Here is a 21,194-nt window from a genome sequence, read left to right as displayed (position 1 = left end):
GCGAGCCCTGCGCCGCACGGCTCCCTCTCACGGCACCGCGTTTCGTGCACGGCACCGCGACTAGTCACGGTGTCGTGCACGAAACGCGGTGCAGTGTCGGGCGGGGCGGTGCAGTGTCGCGCGGCGCGGGGCGGGGCGGTGCGGGGCGGGAACGGCTGGGTGTCGCCGGATCAGCCGGCAGGCAGTTCGCGGCCGGCGGCCCAGACCCGGGCCACCGTCCAGTCGTCGTGCCACGCGACGGCGTCGGCGGCGTGCCCGGGGGCCAGCCGGCCGAGCGGCGGACTCGCGGCCGGCGCCGCGGCCGTGCTCGGGTGCGTGGCTGCTCGCCTGCCCCCCGCGTCGTGCCCGAGCACGTGGGCCGGCACGAGCGTCAACGCGGCGACCGCGTCGACGGGGGAGAGACTGGCCGCCGTAATCGCGAGGCGGAGGGCCGCGTCCTGCGTCAGGGTCGAGCCGGCGATCGTCGCGCTGCCCGTGAGCGTGGCGACGCCGTGGTCGACGGTGACCGCGAGCTCGCCGATGCGGTAGTCGCCGTCGGCGGCCCCGGCCGCGGCCATGGCGTCGGTGACGAGGGCGACCCGCCGCGGGGCCGACCGCAGCACGAGCTCGGCCACGGCCGGGTGCACGTGCACCCCGTCGAGGATCAGCTCGATCGTCACCCGCTCGTCGCCGACCGCCGCGACCAGCGGCCCCGGGTCGCGGTGGTGGATTCCGGCCATCGCGTTGAAGGCGTGCGTCACGAGCGAGGCGCCGCGGTCGAAGGCCGCGCGCGCCAGGTCGAAGTCGGCGTCGGTGTGGCCGACGGCGGCGACGACGCCCGAGCTGACGAGCCGGTCGATCGCGTCGAGCCCGCCGGGCAGCTCGGGCGCGATGGTGACCTGCCGCACGACGCCGTCGCAGGCCTGGAGCAGGGCCTCGACCGTGGCCGCGTCGGGCTCGAGCAAGAAGTGCGGCGCGTGGGCGCCCCGCCGGTCGGGAGCCAGGAAGGGCCCCTCGAGGTGCGCCCCGAGCACGAGCGGGTCGCGCCGCATCAGGTCGCCGATCGTCCCGAGCGACCGCGACAGCACCGGCACCGGGTTCGCGACGAGGCTGACCAGCGATCGGGTCGTGCCGTGTCGTCGGTGCAGGGCGAGACCGGCGTCCAGGCCGTCGGGCCCGCCGTCGAAGGCGTGGCCGCCACCGCCGTGCGTGTGCAGGTCGATCAGCCCCGGGGTGAGCGTGGCGCCCGCGAGGTCGACGGTGACGTCCGCCGGGGGTGGCACCGCGCCTCCTGCGGTCGGATCGTCGGGTGCACCCGCCGTCGCCGAGGAGGCGCGGGTCGCGTCGACCCCGCCCGTCACCCCGGCCGCCCCGCGCGACCCCGGCACCGTGGCACCGGTGGCGACGATGACGTCGCCGTCGACGAGCATCCAGAAGCCGTCGACCTCGCCGTCGGCGTCGACCTTCCGGGCGTCCCTGAACAGGGTGGTGGTCATCGGCGGGCTCCCCGGCGGTTCTCGCGACGGAAGGCCAGCACGCCCGTGACGCCGGCCAGGACGGCGAACGCGACGGCGACGACGGGGTAGCCGAGCATGGCCCAGGCCGCGACCACCGCCCCCATGATCGCGATCTCGACGAGGGCCTTGCCGACGGCGTCCGTGGCGATCGGGGCGCGAGGCGACCGGAAGAGGCCCCACACGACGATGGCGAACAGGGGCGCGCCGATCATGAACGCCAGCGACGGGAACGGGAACGGCCAGGCGAGGTAGCCCCAGAACCCGAGGCTGAGGAAGGCGAGGATCAGCGTGACGAAGCGCACCAGGTCGAGAGCGCCGACCGGGCCGCCGCGGGCCGGGACGGGAGGGGGCACGGAGTCGGTCGGAGTCACCCGCCCAGCGTACGGCCGGTGTGTGCCGTGCGGCCTGTCTCTGATCCGGTACGCACCGGATCGAGCGGCGGAGCGACGAGTGGGCAGGACGTGCTCCTCGCGGGCGCGGCAGCAACATCTTCTGCCCACTCGGCGGTCGAACGGTCGGGCGGCCACGGGCCGGGACCCGTGACACGGGGTCGAGTGGGCAGGAAGTGCTCGTCACGGGGCCGTGAGCAGCATCTTCTGCCCACTCGGCGTCGGGCGCCGATTGCCGGGCGCACGGGAGGGGGTCGGAGCCGACGAGGCCTGTGCCTGTGCGGGGCTAGCGGAAGACGATGGTGCGGGCGCCGTCGAGCAGCACGCGGTCCTCGGCGAACCAGCGGACGGCCTGGGTCAGGGTGCGGCTCTCTTCGTCCTGGCCGATCGCCATCAGCTCGGGAGCGCTGCGGGTGTGGTCGACCCGGACGACGTTCTGCTCGATGATCGGCCCCTCGTCGAGGTCGCTCGTGACGAAGTGCGCCGTCGCGCCGATCAGCTTCACGCCGCGCGCGTGCGCCTGTCGGTAGGGGTTCGCTCCCTTGAACCCGGGCAGGAACGAGTGGTGGATGTTGATCGCGCGCCCCTCGAGGGCCGCGCACAGCTCGGGGCTGAGGATCTGCATGTACCGCGCCAGCACGACGAGTTCGACGTCGTACCGGTCGACGACCTGCAGCACGCGCGCCTCGAACGCCGCCTTCGACTCGGGGTCGGTGACGGGGTGGTGCTCGAACCGCTTGCCGTAGAACTCGGCCAGGCCCGACAGGTCGTCGTGGTTGGCGAGGATCAGCGGCACCTCGATCGGCAGCTGCCCGGCGCGCTGGCGGAACAGCAGGTCGTTGACGCAGTGCGCGGCCTTGCTCGCGAGCACGAGCGTGCGGGTCGGGCGGCCGACCACGTCGAGCCGGTGCGTCATGCCGTAGTGCGCGACCACCGGGGCGAGGGCGCCCTCGAACGCGTCGCGCTCGCCGGGGGCCTCGACCTGCAGCCGCATGAAGAAGGTGCCCGTGTCGTGGCTCGAGAACTGGGCCGACTCGGTGATGTTGCCGCCGGCCTGCACGACGGCCCCGCTGATCGCGTGGACGATGCCGGGCCGGTCCTGGCAGACGAGGGTCAACGTCCAGTGCGTCGTCGGGGCGGGGGCGCCGCCGTCGGCCGCGTCGGCGGGAACGGAGGAGGCGCGGGTGGCGTCGGTCGCGTCGGTCACCAGCCCAGGGTAGTGCGGCGGGCCGGGCCGGACGGGCAGGTCAGTACGACGAGATCAGCAGCGTGACGAGGGCGACGAGCGGCAGGACTCCCTGCGTGATCGCCGCGCGCGCCTTGGTGCGGTCCGACAGCAGCAGCACGAGGGCGGCGGCCAGCATCGACCCCGTGCCGACGACGACGAGCGCGTTGCCCGACGGGGACGCCTCGAAGGCGCTGCCCGCGCCTCCTGCCCCTCCGGCCGTGATCAGGACGACGCCGACGATCGTGACGATCGCAAGGAAGAGGTTGTAGAAGCCCTGGTTGAAGGCGAGGCCCCTCGTGTGCTCGGCCTGGGCGTCGTTCGTGACGCCGAAGGTGGCGCGGACGCGCGGGGTCGTCCAGAGGACGGACTCCATCACGAAGATGTAGACGTGCAGCAGGGCGGCGAGCGAGGCCGCGACGAGCGAGACGATGAGCATGCCCCGACCCTAGGGGCGGTGCGCCTCCCGGCGGTGGCCGCGACGGCGGGTCAGTAGCATCGTGGGGGCGCGGCGGGCGCACGCCGGTGACGGCGAGGGCGACAACGAGGAGGCGCGGCGTGGCAGAGCGGGTCACCATCGTCGAGGTCGCGGCCCGGGCCGGCGTCGCGATCAGCTCGGTCAGCAGCGCCCTCAACGGTCGCCCCGGCGTCTCGGAGCAGACCCGCGCGCGCATCAGGCGAGCAGCCGACGACCTCGGCTTCGTGCCGAGCGTGCGGGGTCGCAGCCTCAGCGCCAAGCGGGCCTTCACGGTCGGGCTCGTCGTCCACCGCGACCCGTTCGTGCTCGAGTCCGACCCGTTCTTCGGCGCGTTCATCGGCGGCCTCGAGTCGGTGCTCGACCCCCGCGGCTACGCGCTGATCCTGCAGATGGGGTCGGCGGCCGACGAGCCGCTCGACCGCTACCGGCGGCTCGCGGCCGGCCGGCGGGTCGACGGCGTCTTCTTGAACGAGCTCACCGTCGATGACCCCCGCGTCGACCTCGTCCGCGAGCTCGACCTGCCCGCCGTCGGGGTCAACCCGGCCGGCGGCTTCCCGTTGCCCGCCGTGCGGCAGGACGACTCGGCCGGCATCGGCGAGCTCGTCGAGCACCTCGTGTCGCTCGGGCACCGATGCTTCGCGCACGTCGCGGGGCCCGACCGCTTCGTGCACTCGCGGCGTCGCGGAGCCGCCTGGCGCGACGCCCTCGTGGCCGCCGGGCGCGACCCCGGGGTCGTCGTCGAGGCCGACTTCACCTACGACGGGGGAGCCCGCGCCGCGTCCCAGCTGTTCGGCCCCGGTTCGGCGGGCGTGCCGGGTGCGACGGGCGCACCGGGCGACGACCGGCCGACCGCCGTGTTCTGCGCCAACGACCTGGCCGCCATCGGGTTCATGACCGAGGTGGACCGGCTCGGCCTCCGCGTCCCGGGCGACGTGAGCGTGGCGGGCTTCGACGGCATCGAGCTCGGGTCGTACGTGCGCCCCGGGCTGACCACGTTGACGACGGCCCCGCGGCTGATCGGGGCCGAGGCGGCGCGCCTCCTGCTCTCGGCCGTCGAGGGCGAGACCGTGACGGACGCCGAGATCGGGCCGGCGCGCCTCCTCGTCCGCGCGTCGACGGGCCCCGCCGCCCGCTGACCCGGGCCGGACGCGGCGGATCGCACCGCCGACTGAACGTCGCACGTCAAAGTGCGCGGTGCGACGTTCAGTCGGCGGTGCGACAGAGGGGTGAGGCCGCAGGGGGTTCCGGTCGGGCCGTCGCCGTGCTAGCTTCTCGATCTACCGAAACGTTTCGGTAGACGAGCGAGACCGCACACGACGAAGTGGGTGCCCCCGATGACGACCACCGACGCTGAGACCGTCGTCGACGCGGCCCGTGCCGCGTCGGAGCCGTACCTCGTCCCGCTGACGCGCGAGCGCCTCCGGACGGTGCTCGACGAGGCCCTCGTCCACCGGAACGAGCTGACCGGCGCCCTGTCGCAGTCGACCTTCTCGAGCCCGGCCGCCTACGCGCCGGCCGCACCCGACTGGGCCGTCGGCCCGTTCGACGCCGACCCGGCACTGACCTTCACCCTCGACGGCCAGTGGCCCGACCCGGACGGCCTCGGCTGGACGAGCGACTCGCTCTACAACCCCAGCCTCATCGAGCACGACGGCACCCTGCACCTCTTCTACCGGGCCTCGCCCCGCAAGGAGAGCCTCGGCAGCCGCATCGGCCACGCCACGCTCGCCCTGACGCAAGACGGCGTGCCCGCCCCCGGTGCCGTCTGGGTCGACGACCCGGCGAACCCGGTCGTCCGCCCGACCCTCGACGACGAGCTGCTCGGCACCGAGGACCCCAAGGTCTACCGGGCCGAGGGCCGCTTCTGGCTCTTCTACAACGGCGTCTTCCCGATCACCGAGGAGGCGCGGGTCGAGCACCCGAGCCCCGGCTACCCCGTCGAGGCGGTCGGCATCGACATCCTGGTCGCCGTCAGTGACGACCTGGTCACCTGGCAGAAGCTCGGGCCGATCGCCGACCACGAGCAGACCAGGCTCTGGGCGAAGGGCGCCGTCATCCCGCGCGACGAGCACGGCGACGCCGTCCGGCTCGGCGGCACCGGCTCGGCCGACGACCCTGGGCAGTACCTCATGTTCGTCAGCGAAGGCTTCGACGGCGTGCTGCACGTCGGCCGCTCGGACGACCTGCGTTACTGGACCTTCGAGCCCGCGCCCTACCTCGACCTGTCCGGCGTCGGCGGGCACCTGCACGAGGTCGCCGCGGCGATCGTGACGGGCGACGGTCGGCTCGTGCTCGACGTGTTCCACGACGTCGACGGGGTCTTCGCGGCGAGCCAGGCGCTCTACGACGTCGAGAGGCCCCTCGACCAGCTCGCCCTGACGCCGGGCGGCTCGCTCAGCTGGGGCGGCCTGCAGAAGGTCGGCGGCCGCTGGACCTTCGCCCAGGGCTGGGACGCCCCCGCCGGCCACCGCGACCTGTACTTCTACCGCACCGCACCCGAGACCACCCCCTAGCCCCACCGCAGCCCCACCCCCACCCAAGGAGAACACCGTGCAACGACGCACACGCTTCACCCGCCGCGCCACCCTCGGCGCCACCGTCCTGGTCGCCGCCCTCGGCCTGACCGCCTGCTCGGGCGGAGGCGGTGCCTCGGGCGACGCCCTCACCGCCAAGGGCCCCATCACGATCTGGTACTCGAACAACGAGCAAGAGGTCACCTGGGGCAAGGCCATGGTCGAGGCCTGGAACGCCGACCACCCCGACGAGCAGGTCAAGGGGCAGGAGATCCCGGCCGGCAAGTCGAGCGAAGAGGTCATCGGCGCCGCCATCACGGCCGGCAACGCCCCCTGCCTCGTCTACAACACGGCGCCGAGCGCGGTCGGACAGTTCCAGAAGCAGGGCGGCCTCGTCGACCTCTCGAGCTTCCCCGACGGCGCGAGCTACATCGAGGAGCGCAGCGGCGACCTCGCCAAGCAGTACCAGGACGCCGACGGCAAGTACTACCAGCTGCCCTGGAAGTCCAACCCGGTGATGATCTTCTACAACAAGGACCTCTTCACGAAGGCCGGCCTCGACGCCGAGAACCCCGACCTGTCGACCTACGACGACTTCCTCGCGACGTCGAAGACCCTGGTCGACGCGGGCGTCTCGAAGTACGCCATCCACCCGGCCCCGACGAGCGAGTTCTTCCAGTCGCAGTTCGACTTCATGCCGCTCTACGCGGCCGAGACCGGCGGCACCGGCCTCGTCGAGGACGGCAAGGCGACCTTCGCCGACACCGAGGGCGAGGACGTCGCGACCTTCTGGCGTTCGCTCTACGAGCAGGGGCTGGCCGGCCAGGAGCAGTACACGGGCGACTCGTTCGCCGACGGTGAGGCCGCGATGTCGATCGTCGGACCGTGGGCCGTGTCCGTCTACAAGGACGTCAACTGGGGTGCCGTGCCCGTCCCGACCAAGGACGGCACGAGCGCCGACGAGACCTACACGTTCAGCGACGCGAAGAACGTCGGCATGTACACCGCCTGCGAGAACCAGGGCACGGCATGGGACTTCCTGAAGTTCTCGACCAGCAGCGACGAGGACCGCGCCCTGCTCGAGACGACGGGACAGATGCCGATCCGCACCGACCTGGCCTCGACCTACTCCGACTACTTCGACGCGAACCCCTCGTACGCGCTCTTCGGCGACCAGGCCGCCCGCACCGTCGAGGTGCCGGCCGGCCCGAACACCGTCGCCGAGCTGCAGGCCTTCCGCGACGCGTGGTCGAACAGCGTGATCTTCGGCAAGGGTGACGTCGACTCGTCGCTGAAGGACGCCGCGGACAAGATCGACGAGCTCGCGGCGCAGGGCTGATCGTGTCCACCGTGCACGAGGCGGCGGCAGCGTCGCCGACCGCCGGCCGGACCGAGGAGGCGCACCGCGCCTCCTCGGGGGGCCCCGGCTCCGGGCACCGGGCGGGCCGTCGCCGAGGTGACGACCCGCGCGGTCGTCGCCGGGGCGGCCTGCTGGGCAAGAACCCGCTCGGCCTGCTCTTCAGCGCGCCGTACCTGGTGTTCGTGCTGGCGGTGTTCGCGTACCCGCTGGTGTACGCGGTGTACATCGCGTTCCACGACTACTTCTTCACGGCGCCCGGTGCGGTCGTCGCCCGCCCCTTCGTCGGCCTCGACAACTTCGTCACGGCGTTCACCGACCCGGCGGTCATCCGCTCGTTCGGCAACGTCGGCATCTTCCTGGTGATCAACGTCCCGTTGACCGTCGTGCTGAGCATGGTGCTCGCCACGGCGCTCGACCGGGTCGTGCACTTCCGGGGGTTCCTGCGCGTGGCGTTCTACGTGCCGTACCTCACGGCGAGCGTCGCCGTGGTGGCCGTCTGGTTGTTCCTCTTCAACGGCGACGGCCTCGTCAACCAGGTGCTCGGGCCGCTGGCCCCCACGCCGTCGTGGTTGATCAACTCGGCCTGGGCGATGCCCTCCATCGCGCTGTTCGTCACGTGGAAGCAGCTCGGGTTCTACATCCTGCTGTACCTCGCGGCGCTGCAGAACGTGCCGAAGGAGCTCTACGAGGCGGCGTCGAGCGACGGCGCCGGCGCGGTCCGGTCGTTCTTCACCGTCACGGTGCCGGGCGTCCGTCCGGCCACCGTGCTCGTGCTGCTCGTCTCGACCGTCACCGGGGCGAACCTCTTCACCGAGCCGTACCTGCTGACCGGGGGAGGCGGGCCGAACGGCGCGTCGACCTCGCCCGTGCTGCTGATGTACCAGAAGGGCATCGAGCAGGGGAACCCCGACCAGGCGGCCGCCATCGGCGTCGTGCTCGTGATCCTCGTGCTGGTCATCGCCCTGCTGCAGAACCGGTTCGCCGGCGGAAAGGACGAACGATGACGATCGCCGACGAACGCGCCTCCACCCCCGAGGCGAGCCCCGCCCGCACCCCGCGGGTGGTCAAGAAACCACCGCTGACCCGGGCCCAGACGACGCTGCGCGGCGTCGTGCTCGCGATCGGCGCCCTGGCGTTCCTGTTCCCGTTCTACTACATGGTGATCGGGTCGCTGCAGACGCGACCCGACCCGACCGTGGCGGGTGCCTTCCCGCACCCGTCGAACCTGACGGTCGAGAACTACGCCGCGATCGACAGCCGCATCGGACTGCTGACCGGCCTGGCCAACTCGGGCATCTTCACGGTCGGCGTGCTCGCCTGCACGCTCGTGTTCGGGGTGCTGGTCGGCTACGCGCTGGCCGTGCTGCAGTGGCGCGGGCGCGGGGTCACCTTCGCCCTGGCGCTGCTCGTGCAGGTCGTGCCGTTCCAGCTGCTGATCATCCCGCTGTACGTGCTCATCGCGCGCAACTACGGGCTGAGCGACAACTACCTCGGCATGATCCTGCCGTTCGCCATCAACTCGACGGCGGTGATCATCTTCCGGCAGTACTTCCTGCAGCTGCCCAAGGAACTCTTCGAGGCCGCCCGCATCGACGGCACCGGCGAGTTCCGGCTGCTCTGGAACATCGCGCTGCCGCTGGTGCGACCGGCGCTCGTCACGGCCCTGCTGCTGACCTTCATCGGCCCCTGGAACGAGTTCCTCTGGCCGTTCCTGATCACGAAGGAGGCCTCGATGCAGCCGCTCGCGGTCTCGCTCGCGAACTACATCAGCAACGTGGCGGCGACCGCGGCGAACCCGTTCGGCGCGACCCTCGCCGGCGCCGTCGTGCTGGCCGCCCCGGTGGTGCTGCTGTTCATCGTGTTCCAGCGCTACTTCATCTCGACCGACGTCGGCTCGAGCGTCAAGGGCTGACCGCCCTCGCGCTCTCGTCCCGTCCCCGTCGAGGAGGCGCGGTGCCGGTCCACCCGCCGCGCGCCTCCTCGGCTCCCTCTTCTCGAAAGGCCCCCAGATGGCTGACTTCCCCTACCGACTGACCCGCCTGGGCGTCGTGATGACCCCCGACCCCGACGCGCCCGACGAGGCCGAGGGCGTGCTCAACCCCGGCTCGGGGCGCGGGCCCGACGGCGAGCTGTACCTGCTGCCGCGACTCGTCGCCTCGGGCAACGTGTCGCGCGTCGGCCTGGCCCGGGTCGTCGTCGAGGACGGCGTGCCGGTCGGCGTCACCCGCGAGGGCGTCGTCCTCGCACCCGACCGCGGATGGGAACGGGGCGCGACGCACTCCGGCGTCGAGGACCCCCGCGTCACGTGGATCGACGAACTCGGCCTGCACGTCATGACCTACGTCGCCTACGGGCCACTCGGGCCGCGCACCGCCGTGGCCGTCAGCGACGACCTGCGCGACTGGCGTCGGCTCGGCCCGGCCACGTTCGAGTACGTCGACGAGCTCGACACCGACCTCGGGCTGTTCCACAACAAGGACACCGCGTTCTTCCCCGAGGCCGTCACGGCGCCCGACGGCACGCGGAGCTTCGCCGTGCTGCACCGGCCCATGTGGCACATCGGGGCGACGGTGCCGGGCGAGGGCAGCCCGCTGCCGGCCGGCGTCACCGACGGGCGGCACTCGATCTGGATCAGCTACGTGCCGGTCGACGCGGTCGCCGCCGACCCCCGGGCGTTGGCCCGCTGGGGGCAGCACCGCTTCGTCGCCGGGCCGGCCTTCGCGTTCGAAGAGCTCAAGATCGGCGGCGGCCCGCCCCCGCTCCGCGTGCCCGAGGGCTGGTTGCTGCTGCACCACGGCGTCACCGGCGTGATCGACGACGCCTTCGCGCAGCAGCAGAACGTCAACTACGCCGCGGGCGGCATGATCCTCGACGCCGACGACCCGTCGCGCGTGGTCGCCCGGTCGGAGGTGCCGCTGCTCGAGGCCGAGACCGCCGACGAGCGCGACGGCATCGTGCCGAACGTGGTGTTCCCGACGGCGATCGAACGCGTCGACGACGTGCCCTACGTCTTCTACGGCATGGCCGACTCGAAGATCGGCGTCGCCCGCCTCGACCGCGCCTGACGGGCGCGCGCCCGCACCCGCGACCCGCTCGTCACCACAGAGAACACCGACAAGAAGGAGGCGGTCGACGATGATCGCACGCAACTCACGATGGACGGGCGCGGCACTGGCCGCGGCCCTGGCGACCGTGCTGGGGGTGACGGGGGCGCTGCCGGCTGCCGCCGCGCCTCCTGGTCCGGGGGCCGCCCCGACGACGGCGCCGAGCGCGCCCGCCGCACCGAGCGGCGCGCCGAGCACGCCGGCCTCGCCGAGCACGCCGACGCCGCCCGTCGCACCGCTGACGAACCTGGCGCACCTGGACTTCCTGCTCGACCGGACGACGCCGGCGCCCGAGGCCGGGCACTCGACCTACCGGCAGGACGCCGAGCCGACGCTCACCCTGCCCTGGACCTACGCCGACGCCCGCGACGGCGGCACCTTCGCCCGGGTGGGCGGCGGCCCGCTCGACCCCGCGACCGGCTACTGGGGGCAGGGCGCCTACAACAGCGACGACGTGTCGCGAGCGGCCGTCGTGTACCTGCGCGACTGGAAGCAGACCGGCTCGGAGGCGAGCCGCGACAAGGCGTACGAACTGCTGAGGGCGACCGCGTACTTCCAGACCACGACCGGCGACGCCGCCGGCAACGTCGTGCTCTGGATGCAGCCCGACGGCACGTTCAACCGCAGCCCGGTGCCCGTCGAGCTGCCCGACCCGTCCGACAGCGGCAACAGCTACTGGCTGGCGCGCAGCATCTGGGCCTTCGGCGAGGGCTACGCCGCCTTCGCGCAGAGCGACCCCGGGTTCGCCGCCTTCCTGCAGCAGCGCCTGCAGCTCGGCGTGACGGCCCTGAACCGTGACACGTTGTCGCACTACGGGCAGTACGACGTCGCCGACGGGGTGAAGGTGCCCGCCTGGTTGATCGTCGACGGGGCCGACGCCTCGTCCGAGGCCGTCCTCGGGCTGACCGCCTACTCGGCCGTCGCGCCGGGTGACGCGGCCGCCCGCACGGCGCTGACGCAGCTCGCCGAGGGCGTGGCGGCGATGTCGTCGGGCGACGGGCAGACCTGGCCGTACGGAGCCGTGCTGCCCTGGGCGAAGTCCCGCTCGATGTGGCACGCCTGGTCGTCGCAGATGCCCGTCGCCCTGGCCCGGGCCTCGACCCTGCTCGGTCGGCCCGACCTGCTGAAGCCGGCCGTGCTCGACCAGACCTCGTTCACCACGACCCTGCTCACCGCGAGCGGGCCCGACAACGCCTGGTACCCGACGCCCGTCGACCAGACCCAGATCGCCTACGGCGCCGACTCGAGGCTGCAGTCGGCGCTCGCGGTGGCGTCGGCGTCGGGATCGGCCCAGGGCTCCGGCCCGGGTGCGGGTCCTGCGTCCGGCCCGGGTGCGAAGGGCCCCGGCGCGAAGGGCGCGACGGCTCCGGGGCTGAGGCGCATCGCGGCGGTGGCCGCGAGCTGGTACTTCGGCACGAACCGCTCGGGCACCCCGGTGTACGACCGCGCGACGGGCGTCACGTACGACGGCGTCCAGGCCGACGGCACGGTCAACCGCAACAGCGGCGCCGAGAGCACGATCCACGGCCTGCTGTCGATGATCGCGCTCGACGGAGCCCCCGACGTCTCGGCCCAGGCGCAGGGCCTCACGAGCGTGACCTCCCGCGACGGTCTGACCGTGGTCGAGGCCGAGACGGCGTCGACCACGACGGGCACGGTCGTCACGCCCGACTCGGCCTGGACGGGCGAGTCGCAGTACGGCGGCGGCGCGGCGCTCCGGCTCGAGCCCGGGCAGAGCGCGACCATCACGGTGCCCGCGGGCTCCGGGTTGCGTCACGTCGAGCCCGTGCTGCTGGCTGCCGAGGGCGTCCGGTCGACGTCGGTCTGGAAGGCGGGTCGCGTGCCGCTGGGGACGCTGACGACGCAGGCCGGCGCGCAGGGGGTGACCGCCGCCTCCGGGGCCCTGCTGCCCCAGACGCTGCCGGTGCCGATCGGTGTGGGAGCGACCTCGATCACGGTGACCGCCGGGCGGAACGCGACCGTGGTCGACGGCCTGATCGTGCGGCCGCTCGTGCAGCGGCTCGTGCTCGCCGGCACCGCGGCCGACGGCCGGGCGACGACGACCGAGCTGCTGTCGTCGACATCGCGGCTGCCGCTGCCTGCCTCGGTCGGCGTGCGCGGCAGCCGGTCGTCGGTGTCGTCCTACGACGCGCAGGGCCGCCTCGTGCAGCAGCGTGACGTCCAGGGCCGCAGCGTGATCGTGGTGAAGCCCGGAGGCTTCGCCGTCCTCACCCGGTAGCGCACCCCCCGAGACCCCAGGAACCCGCTCAGACCCCACGCCGCGCGCGAGGGTCTCGGCGGCTTCCTGGGGTCTCGCCTTGCCGGGACCGCAGGAGGCGCGGGTACGGTCGGACGCATGAGCGACGACACGCAGGCCCACGGTCCCGACGACGCCGGCCGCGACACGAGCCCGGGGCACGTGGTCGACCACGACCCGACGGGCATGACCGACGACGAGAAGCGGCACGACCAGCTGACCCGTGCCCCGAAGTCGGACGAGTCGGACGCCGCCCCGCGCATCACGACCGAGGACCGCGGCGACGGCGTCACCCGCATCGACGTCGCCGACACCGCCAAGGTCCGCCCGGGCAAGGCCGACTGAGGCGGGGTGCCGGTCGGCGGGCGGTCCCGCGCTGCCGCCCCGCGCCTCCTCGGCACCTCTCGCCCAGGCCGATCCGGTACGTACCGGATCAGGCTCAGCGCGTGCACGCCACCCCGCGTCGGAGCCCCCGTCGACGGCTCGTACGCCCCGGCAGACGCACTTCGCAAACGGGACAGCACGCGTGCGCCCGCCCGGCCTCGGGCATACCGTGCACGCATGGTGTCCCAGGTCAGCGCAGAAACCAGTCCACCGAACACGTCGACGAGCACGGGCCCGGGGGCGAACCCGCCCGGCGTCCCGACCACGTCGATCACGCTCACGGTCAACGGCAGCCCGCACCCGCTCGTCGTCGACAACCGCACGTCCCTGCTGGACGCCTTGCGCGAACGCCTCGACCTGACCGGGTCGAAGAAGGGCTGCGACCACGGCCAGTGCGGCGCCTGCACGGTGCTGGTCGACGGGCGGCGCACCAACAGCTGCCTCGTGCTCGCCGTCAGCGCCGAGGGCAGCGACGTCACGACGGTCGAGGGCCTGGCCGACGGCAACGCCCTCCACCCCGTGCAGCAGGCGTTCCTCGACCGGGACGCCTACCAGTGCGGCTACTGCACGCCGGGCCAGATCTGCTCGACGGTCGGCATGCTCGAGGAGGCGCGGGCCGGCATGCCGAGCCACGTCACCACCGACATCACCAACGGTGAGATCGACCTCGACGACGAGGAGGTCCGCGAACGCCTGAGCGGCAACCTCTGTCGCTGCGGCGCCTACCTGAACATCGTCCCGGCCGTGCACGACGCGGCCTGCGCGCACGACGACGCCACCGAGGGAGCCACCCGATGAAGACCTTCGAGTACGAGCGCGCGACCGACGTCGCCTCCGCCGTCGCCACCCTCGACCGCACCCCGAACGCCAAGCCCCTGGGCGGCGGCACCAACCTGGTCGACCTCATGAAGCTCGGCGTCGAGCGTCCCGACCTGCTGGTCGACGTCAGCCGCGTCGACTTCGGCGGGGTCGACGAGCTGCCGGGCGGCGGCCTCCGCATCGGGGCGGGGGTCCGCAACAGCGACCTCGCCGCGCACCCCCTCGTCCGCACCCGCTACCCGGCCCTGACGCGCGCCCTCGTCAGCGCGGCCTCTGGTCAGCTGCGCAACCAGGCGACGACCGGTGGCAACCTGCTGCAGCGCACCCGGTGCACCTATTTCATGGACACCACGAAGCCCTGCAACAAACGCGAACCCGGCACGGGCTGCGGCGCGATCGCGGGGCTGTCGCGCGAACTCGGCATCCTCGGCGTCAACGACCTCTGCATCGCCACGCACCCGGGCGACATGGCGGTCGCCCTGGCCGCCCTCGACGCCGTGGTCGTCTTCGGGACGGTCGACGGCGAGCAGCGCCTGCCGATCGACGGGTTCTTCCGCGAACCGGGCGACGACCCGACCCGCGACACGAACCTGCCGGCCGGGGCCCTGATCACGGCGGTCGAACTGCCCGCGCTGTCGGTCGCCACGAACTCGACCTACCGCAAGGCGCGCGACCGCCGGTCGTACGCCTTCGCCCTCGGCTCGGTCGCCGCCGCCCTCTCGGTCGACGAGGCCGGAGTCGTGACCGACGTCCGCATCGCCTTGGGGGCCGCGTCGCCCGTGCCGTGGCGTGCCCGCAAGGCCGAGGAGGCGCTGGTCGGCTCACCGGCGACGCCCGCCTCGTTCGCGGCCGCCGCGCAGCTCGAGCTGGCCGCCGCGACGACGACCGAGCAGAACGCGTTCAAGGTCGCACTGCTGACCCGCCTCGTCGTCGGGGTGCTCAGCGAGCTCGCCGGCCTCGACCACGAGGCCGACGACACGGCCGAGGGCGTCGACCCCTCGCCGTTCCGCCCGACGGGAGCCAACGGGGCGCACCGGCACGTCGCGGCCGACGTCGGACCGGCGAGCGGCACCGGCACCGCCGACGCCACCGACACCGAGGGGAACCCCGCATGACCACCATCGACGTCGTCACCCCCGTCGACACCAGCGTCCCCACCGGTCTCGGCGCCCCCGTCGCCCGGCTCGAGGGTCGCGACAAGGTCACCGGTGTCGCCCGCTACTCCTACGAGCACACGCCGGAAGGCGTGCTCTACGGCTGGATCGTCCAGTCGTCGGTGACGACCGGCACGATCACCGGTTCGAACCGCGACGAGGTGCTGGCGATGCCCGGCGTCCGGGACGTCATCACCCACGAGCAGGCCCCGCACCTCGAGGACGCCGAGGACGGCGAGCTGCTCGTGCTGCAGTCGGCGGCGGTCGCGTACCGCGGTCAGCCCGTCGCGCTCGTCGTCGCCGACACGTTCGACACGGCGCGCGAGGCGGCCTCGGCCCTGGCCTTCGACTACGACGAGGGCCGGGGGGACGTCGTGCTGAGCACGGACCACCCGTCGCTCTACGCTCCCGAGACCGTCAACGCGGGCTTCGAGACCGACACCTCGCAGGGTGACGTCGACGCGGCGATGGCCGACTCGGCCGTCACGATCGACGAGACCTACGAGACCGCGGCCCTGTTCAACAGCCCGATGGAGCCGCACGCCACGGTCGCCACCTGGGCCGACGGCGAGCTCGACGTGCTCGACTCGAACCAGGGCACCAGCGGCGTCGCGACGACGCTCGCCACGCTGTTCTCGCTCGACCCCTCGGCCGTGCGCGTGCGGGCCGAGCACGTCGGCGGCGGCTTCGGTTCGAAGGGTTCGGCCCGTCCGGTCGTCGTGCTCGCCTCGATCGGGGCGATGCTCACGGGCCGCCCGGTCAAGGTGGCCTACACGCGACAGATGATGTTCGCCCTCGCGGGCTACCGCACGCCGACGATCTCGCGCGTCCGGCTGGCCGCCGACTCCGAGGGGCACCTCTCGGCCCTGTCGCACGAGGCGTACTCGCACTCGTCCACGCTGCAGGAGTTCACCGAGCAGACCGCCGAGCCGACCCGCCACCTGTGGGCCGCGCCGAGCCGCCTCATGACGCACCGCCTGGCCCGACTCGACGTGCCGACGCCGCGTTGGATGCGCGCGCCCGGCGAGGCCCCCGGCATCTACGCCGTCGAGTCGGCGATGGACGAGCTGGCGTCGAAGCTCGACGTCGACCCGGTCGAGCTGCGCGTCCGCAACGAGCCCGAGGTCGACCCGCACACCGGCCAGCCGTTCAGCAGCCGGCACCTGGTCGACTGCCTGCGGCGCGGGGCCGAACTGTTCGGCTGGGCCGGCCGCGACCCCCGCCAGGGCGTCCGCCGGGTCGGACGCTGGCTCGTCGGCACGGGCGTCGCCGCCGCGACGTATCCCGCGAGCGTCATGCCCGCGGGTGCCCGCGTCACCGCGCTGCCGGGCGGACGGTTCGAGGTGGGCGTCAACGCGACCGACATCGGCCAGGGTGCCCGCACCGTCATGGCGCAGATCGCCGCCGCCGAGCTGGGCGTGCCGCTCGACCTGGTCGACCTGCACATCGCCGACAGCCGGCTGCCGACCGCAGGCGTGGCCGGCGGGTCGTCGGGCACGGCGTCGTGGGGCTGGGCGGTGACCAAGGCGAGCAGGCAGGTGACCGAGCTGCTCTCGCAGGGCCAGCCCGTGCCTCCCGAGGGTCTCGAGGTCGTCGTCGACATCGCCGAGGACATCGCGGCCATGAGCGACCACTCGCGCTTCGCGTACGGCGCCCAGTTCGTCGAGGCGCGCGTCGACCTCGACTCGGGCGAGGTCGTCGTGCCGCGCATGGTCGGCGTCTTCGCGGCCGGTCGCATCATGAACGCGCGCACCGCCCGGTCGCAGTTCGTCGGCGGCATGACGATGGGCCTGTCGATGGCGCTGCACGAGCACGGCATGCTCGACCCCACCCAGGGCGACTACGGCAACCACGACTTCGCGACCTACCACGTGGCGTCCAACGCCGACGTGGGGTCGATCGAGGTCGAGTGGCTCGACGAGCAGGACCCTCACCTCGCCCCGATGGGCGGCAAGGGCATCGGCGAGATCGGCAACGTCGGAGCCGCCGCGGCCGTGGCCAACGCCGTCGCCCACGCGACCGGCATCCGGGTGCGCGACCTGCCGATCCAACCCGACAAGCTGCTCGCCGGGCTGCCGACGCGGTACTGACCGGCCCCCGGTGCACGCCCCGGGGCAGGAGGCGCGGTGTCGACGGGCACCGCGCCTCCTGCCCGTGGGCGGCGTCAGCGGATCAGGTGGATGCTGCCGTCGCGGTCGCGCAGCGGGGCCCGCGAGGCGCCCGAGCGCACGGCGAGCACCTCGGCCAGGATCGACACGGCCGTCTCTTCGGGCGTGCTCGCACCGAGGTCGAGCCCGATGGGCGAGTGCAGCCGGGCGAGCGCGTCGTCGTCGACCGACCGCTCGCGCAGGGCGGTCATCCGCCGGTCGTGGGTGACGCGTGAGCCCATCGCTCCGACGTACGCGGCCGGTGAGGCCAGCGCACCGGCGACCAGGTCGGCGTCGAAGCGCTCGTCGTGCGAGAGCACGGCGATGACGGTGCGCTCGTCGACCTCGGTGCGGGCGAGGTAGTTCGGCGGCCACTCGACGACGACCTCGTCGGCCGAGGGGAACCGCTCGGGGGTCATGAAGACGGGCCGCGGGTCGCACACGGTGACGCGATAGCCCAGCACGGCGCCGGCGTTGCAGAGGGCGACGGCGAACTCGACGGCTCCGAAGACGAGGAGGCGCGGCGGGGGCACCGAGCGCTCGCTGAAGACCCGCAGGCCGTCGCAGTCGTCGACGGTCGGCACGACCTCTCCGGCCCGGACCGGGCCGAGGACCACGTGCGCGGTGGCCGCGCGTCCGGCCGCGGCGTCGCGCAGGGCGGCGATCGTCACGGCGTCGTCGGGCGTGACGAGGCGGGCGAGCACCTCGATGCGTCCGCCGCAGCTGAGGCCGACCTCGAACGCCGATTCGTCGCTGAAGCCGAAGGTCTCGAGCTGCGCCACGCCGTCGTCGAGCACCTGCGTGCAGCTCTCGTACACCGCTCCCTCGACGCAGCCGCCCGAGATGCTGCCGATCACGGTGCCGTCGGTCGTCACGGCCATCGAGGTGCCGACCGTGCGCGGAGCGCTGCCCACCACCGACACGGCCGTCGCGACGGCGAGGCGCTCGCCGGCGTCGAGTCGGGCCAGCAGGCGGTCGGCGATCTCGAACACGGCGCTCCTCGGGTCGGCGTCGGGCGGCGCCAGACCTCGATGCTGCCACGGCGGCGGCCTCGGGGCACACCGCGCCGCCGCGCGTTCGTCACGCGTTCGTCGGGCGGACGAGCCGGTTAGCCTGCAGCCATGGACGAGACCGCCGCCCCGCCGTCCGGCGGCACGCCGTCGGTCGGCAGGTCACCGGTCGGCACGTCGTCCGACGGTCTGCTGCTCGCGGCCGGTGCCGGGACGCGCATGGGTCGACCCAAGGCGCTCGTGGTCGACGAGCACGGGCCCTGGCTGACCCGCGCGGTGGCGACCCTGCTCGACGGGGGCTGCGACCGCGTCGTCGTCGTGCTCGGGGCGGGCGAGGTCGAGGCGCGTGCGCTGCTGGCCGCCGACCCGCGCCTCCTGCCCGTCGAGACGCCGGCGTCGACCGAGGTGACGGGTGCCTCGGGAGCCGACCCGCGCCTCCTCGGGTCGGGCGCCCCGGCGCGCGTGTCGGTCGTCGTCGCGGACGACTGGGCCGACGGCCTCGCCGCCTCGCTCGCCGCCGGGCTGACGGCGCTCGCCGCGTCCGACCCCGAGGAGGGGCGGGTCGCCCTCGTCACGCTGGTCGACTACCCGGGTCTGCCGTCGGCCGCCGTCTCGCGGTTGCTGTCGCCCGCGGCCGCCGACCTCCCGCTCGGCCCGACTGCGCTGCGGCGGTCGGTGTTCGGCGGACGCCCGGGTCACCCCGTCGTGGTCGGTCGGTCCCACTGGGCCGACCTCGCGGCGTCCCTCATCGGAGATCGCGGGGCCGGCCCCTACCTGACGGCCCACGCCGCCGAGCCGGTCGACTGCTCCGACCTCTGGGACGGCCGCGACGTCGACGTGCCGGCCTGACCCGACCCGGTCCGTGGGATCGAGTTGCCGATCGTCGCGGCTCGACCGGGTGGACACCCGCGACGATCGGCAACTCGATCGATCCCGACGACTCGGGGGAGGGTCAGTTGCACTTCCCGCTGCCGCTGTAGCACGGGGTGTAGTTCGCGGGCAGGGGTTCCTGGCGCGGTGTGGGGGACTCCCACCGGTCGCCGGGGACGGGTGCGCCGACCGCGCCGATCACGACCAGCCCGGCGACGACGACGGTCGCGACGACGGCACCACGATGACCGGCGGTGATCGCGGCGAAGAGTGAGACGACGAGGCAGGCGAGGCACGCGACGAGGGTCCTCAGCCAGCCGGCCGCGGCCTCGTCGCTGACGGTCACGGGGCTGCCGAAGAGGCTGAACTCCGCCGAGAACCACTGCCCGGCCAGCGAGAGCATCAGCAGGACGCCCGCCGCGAGGGCCAGGGCCTCGACGATCACGGCGACGCGGTGGACGAGGTGTCGGGGCGCCCGGTCGGCCGGTGCGGGTGCGGGCGTCGCGGGCGTCGCGGGTGCGGGCGTCGCGGGTGCGGGCGCCGCGGGTGCGGCGGGTGCGGGCGCCGCGGGTGCGAGCCCGGCCGGTGCGGACGCCCCGGGTGCGGACGCCCCGGGTGCGGGCCCGACGGGTGCGTCGTCGGGTGTGCGCTCGGCCGGGCGGGCCGCCTCGCCCGCCGACGTGCCGCGACTGTCGCGGCCCGACCGTGCCGCGACGACGACGAACGCCGCCAGGCCGACGGTGGCGACGAACGGCAGGCTGACGAAGACCAGGGTGGGCAGCGTGTAGAGCGAGATGCCGGCCCTGATGCCCTGCGTGACGCCCGACCCGACGGTGAGCTCGACGCCGGCCCGGGCCACGGCCGCCGCGGCGACGTAGAGCCAAGCCCGGCGTGACGCGGTGGCGTCCGACCACCGCCACGCGACGAGCACGGCGAGGACGGCCCAGACGACGAACGGCACCAGCCCGGTCCGGCCGAGCGCCTCGGGCAGCTCCGTCAGCGAGGCGACGACGCGCCCCGCCGAGGCCGTCACCGTGAACAGCAGCCGTCCGGCGACGATCAGGGCCGCCGCGGTGCCGATCACCCAGGCCACCTCGCGCCGGTCGACCCGGCGGCGCAGGCTCGCCGCCGCCCCCGCGAACCGGTCCCTGAGCTGAGTGTTCGTCATGGGTAGACGGTACCGGGGGCTCGCCGGGGCGACGTCATCCCGCCGACGGATCTCGGCCCCGTCCTGCCCCGCCCCTCCCTTCGCCGCCCATGAACCCGGTTTCGAACCGTGCACCCGCTTGCTACCGGGTGCACGGGTCGAAACCGGGTTCATCGCGTGGTCGCCGGTTGGCGCCGGGGGCACCGACGTCGGCAGGATCTCGATGGCGGGTGCCGGGCCGCGCGCCCTAGCGTCGGTCCCATGCCGATCACGCCCGACACGAAGAACTGGACCTGGGTGCTCGACCGCGCCTGCCCCGACTGCGGCTTCGACCCCGCCCGGGTCGCGTTCCGCGACGTGCCGCGCCTCGTCCGCGAGAACGCCGCCGCCTGGCCCGCCGAGCTCGCGCGGCCCGACGCCGGCACCCGGCCCGACGACGCCACCTGGTCGCCCCTCGAGTACGGAGCGCACGTGCGCGACGTCTTCCGCGTCTTCGACACGCGCCTCCGGCTGATGCTCGTCGAGGACGCTCCGACCTTCGCGAACTGGGACCAGGACGCCACGGCGCTCGACGACGACTACGCCGCCCAGCACCCCACGGTCGTGGCCGACGAGATCGTGGCGGCGGCCGCCGTCGTGGCCGACGCGTTCGAGGCCGTGGACGACGACCAGCTCGACCGGGTGGGCCTCCGCAGCGACGGCTCGGCCTTCACGGTCGACTCCCTCGCCCGCTACTTCGTGCACGACCCCGTGCACCACCTGCACGACGTCCGCCGCTGACCCCGGGCCCGCCAGGCGTGCCGGCTCGCCCCCACCCGCCGCCGCTGTCGCACCGCCGAGT

19 protein-coding genes are annotated in these 21,194 nt (G+C 73.7%); 13 read left to right on the top strand and 6 right to left on the bottom strand.

Translation table 11 applies throughout. The features are described from left to right. Positions 1-170: 170 nt before the first annotated feature. The 4 genes from ASG05_RS07705 to ASG05_RS07690 all read right to left on the bottom strand — a co-directional run bounded on the left by ASG05_RS07705 (position 171) and on the right by ASG05_RS07690 (position 3,549). The gene (locus ASG05_RS07705) at positions 171-1,475 is read right to left on the bottom strand and encodes an N-acetylglucosamine-6-phosphate deacetylase (protein WP_056259544.1); all 1,305 of its coding nucleotides are present in this window, start codon (positions 1,473-1,475) and stop codon (positions 171-173) included. Continuing rightward, the gene (locus ASG05_RS07700; protein WP_235491437.1) at positions 1,472-1,867 is read right to left on the bottom strand and encodes a YrdB family protein; all 396 of its coding nucleotides are present in this window, start codon (positions 1,865-1,867) and stop codon (positions 1,472-1,474) included. Before ASG05_RS07700 ends, ASG05_RS07705 begins: the two co-directional genes overlap by 4 nt. A gap of 304 nt (positions 1,868-2,171) precedes the next feature. Beyond that, positions 2,172-3,002 carry a formyltetrahydrofolate deformylase gene (purU, locus tag ASG05_RS07695; RefSeq protein WP_056260729.1) on the bottom strand — a complete coding sequence of 277 codons (831 nt, stop codon included), beginning with the start codon at positions 3,000-3,002 and terminating at the stop codon, positions 2,172-2,174. Between the two features lie 130 nt (positions 3,003-3,132). Then, a complete protein-coding gene (locus tag ASG05_RS07690; RefSeq protein WP_056259540.1) occupies positions 3,133-3,549 on the bottom strand; it encodes a DUF1304 domain-containing protein in 417 nt (138 codons plus the stop codon). A gap of 119 nt (positions 3,550-3,668) precedes the next feature. Between ASG05_RS07690 and ASG05_RS07685 the strand changes: the two genes are divergently transcribed. The 11 genes from ASG05_RS07685 (at position 3,669) to ASG05_RS07635 (ending at position 17,269) form a co-directional block, all read left to right on the top strand. Further along, positions 3,669-4,724, top strand: a complete 1,056-nt coding sequence (locus ASG05_RS07685; RefSeq protein ID WP_056259538.1) for a LacI family DNA-binding transcriptional regulator — start codon at positions 3,669-3,671, stop codon at positions 4,722-4,724. A gap of 198 nt (positions 4,725-4,922) precedes the next feature. After that, positions 4,923-6,101 carry a hypothetical protein gene (locus tag ASG05_RS07680; protein WP_157490125.1) on the top strand — a complete coding sequence of 393 codons (1,179 nt, stop codon included), beginning with the start codon at positions 4,923-4,925 and terminating at the stop codon, positions 6,099-6,101. Between the two features lie 37 nt (positions 6,102-6,138). Continuing rightward, positions 6,139-7,440 carry a sugar ABC transporter substrate-binding protein gene (locus tag ASG05_RS07675; RefSeq protein WP_369814047.1) on the top strand — a complete coding sequence of 434 codons (1,302 nt, stop codon included), beginning with the start codon at positions 6,139-6,141 and terminating at the stop codon, positions 7,438-7,440. 11 nt (positions 7,441-7,451) lie between these two features. Beyond that, entirely contained in the window at positions 7,452-8,465 is a 1,014-nt protein-coding gene (locus ASG05_RS07670; protein ID WP_056260723.1) for a carbohydrate ABC transporter permease, read from the top strand. Beyond that, positions 8,462-9,373, top strand: coding sequence for a carbohydrate ABC transporter permease (locus tag ASG05_RS07665; protein ID WP_082486547.1), 912 nt, complete (start codon positions 8,462-8,464; stop codon positions 9,371-9,373). The genes ASG05_RS07670 and ASG05_RS07665 overlap by 4 nt, the downstream gene beginning before the upstream one ends. A gap of 97 nt (positions 9,374-9,470) precedes the next feature. After that, positions 9,471-10,526 (top strand): glycosidase, encoded by a 1,056-nt coding sequence (locus tag ASG05_RS07660; protein ID WP_056259536.1) that lies wholly within the window; start codon positions 9,471-9,473, stop codon positions 10,524-10,526. 70 nt (positions 10,527-10,596) lie between these two features. Then, positions 10,597-12,804: a hypothetical protein gene (locus ASG05_RS07655; RefSeq protein WP_056259534.1), complete on the top strand. Its 2,208-nt coding sequence runs from the start codon at positions 10,597-10,599 to the stop codon at positions 12,802-12,804. Positions 12,805-12,921: 117 nt separating this feature from the next. Beyond that, positions 12,922-13,167 (top strand): hypothetical protein, encoded by a 246-nt coding sequence (locus tag ASG05_RS07650; RefSeq protein ID WP_056259533.1) that lies wholly within the window; start codon positions 12,922-12,924, stop codon positions 13,165-13,167. Positions 13,168-13,383: 216 nt separating this feature from the next. After that, complete coding sequence (locus ASG05_RS07645; protein ID WP_082486546.1) at positions 13,384-14,004, top strand: (2Fe-2S)-binding protein; 621 nt, start codon at positions 13,384-13,386, stop codon at positions 14,002-14,004. Beyond that, entirely contained in the window at positions 14,001-15,140 is a 1,140-nt protein-coding gene (locus tag ASG05_RS07640) for a xanthine dehydrogenase family protein subunit M (protein WP_082486545.1), read from the top strand. The genes ASG05_RS07645 and ASG05_RS07640 overlap by 4 nt, the downstream gene beginning before the upstream one ends. Next, positions 15,137-17,269 (top strand): xanthine dehydrogenase family protein molybdopterin-binding subunit, encoded by a 2,133-nt coding sequence (locus ASG05_RS07635; RefSeq protein WP_056259531.1) that lies wholly within the window; start codon positions 15,137-15,139, stop codon positions 17,267-17,269. Before ASG05_RS07640 ends, ASG05_RS07635 begins: the two co-directional genes overlap by 4 nt. A gap of 74 nt (positions 17,270-17,343) precedes the next feature. Here ASG05_RS07635 and ASG05_RS07630 read toward each other — a convergent pair whose 3' ends face one another. After that, positions 17,344-18,318, bottom strand: coding sequence for an XdhC family protein (locus ASG05_RS07630; protein WP_056259529.1), 975 nt, complete (start codon positions 18,316-18,318; stop codon positions 17,344-17,346). 129 nt (positions 18,319-18,447) lie between these two features. Between ASG05_RS07630 and ASG05_RS07625 the strand changes: the two genes are divergently transcribed. Continuing rightward, on the top strand, positions 18,448-19,185 hold the full coding sequence (locus ASG05_RS07625) for an NTP transferase domain-containing protein (RefSeq protein ID WP_056259526.1): 738 nt from the start codon (positions 18,448-18,450) through the stop codon (positions 19,183-19,185). 103 nt (positions 19,186-19,288) lie between these two features. Here ASG05_RS07625 and ASG05_RS16285 read toward each other — a convergent pair whose 3' ends face one another. Next, positions 19,289-20,374 (bottom strand): DUF6234 family protein, encoded by a 1,086-nt coding sequence (locus ASG05_RS16285; protein WP_056259524.1) that lies wholly within the window; start codon positions 20,372-20,374, stop codon positions 19,289-19,291. Positions 20,375-20,614: 240 nt separating this feature from the next. Between ASG05_RS16285 and ASG05_RS07615 the strand changes: the two genes are divergently transcribed. Then, positions 20,615-21,133, top strand: coding sequence for a DinB family protein (locus ASG05_RS07615; RefSeq protein WP_056259522.1), 519 nt, complete (start codon positions 20,615-20,617; stop codon positions 21,131-21,133). Positions 21,134-21,194: the final 61 nt, after the last annotated feature.

Source organism: Frigoribacterium sp. Leaf186, assembly GCF_001423905.1.
In the GTDB taxonomy this organism is placed as follows: domain Bacteria; phylum Actinomycetota; class Actinomycetes; order Actinomycetales; family Microbacteriaceae; genus Frigoribacterium.
Note: the sequence above shows the minus strand (reverse complement) of the source record. Positions and strands in the feature narration are given on the sequence as shown.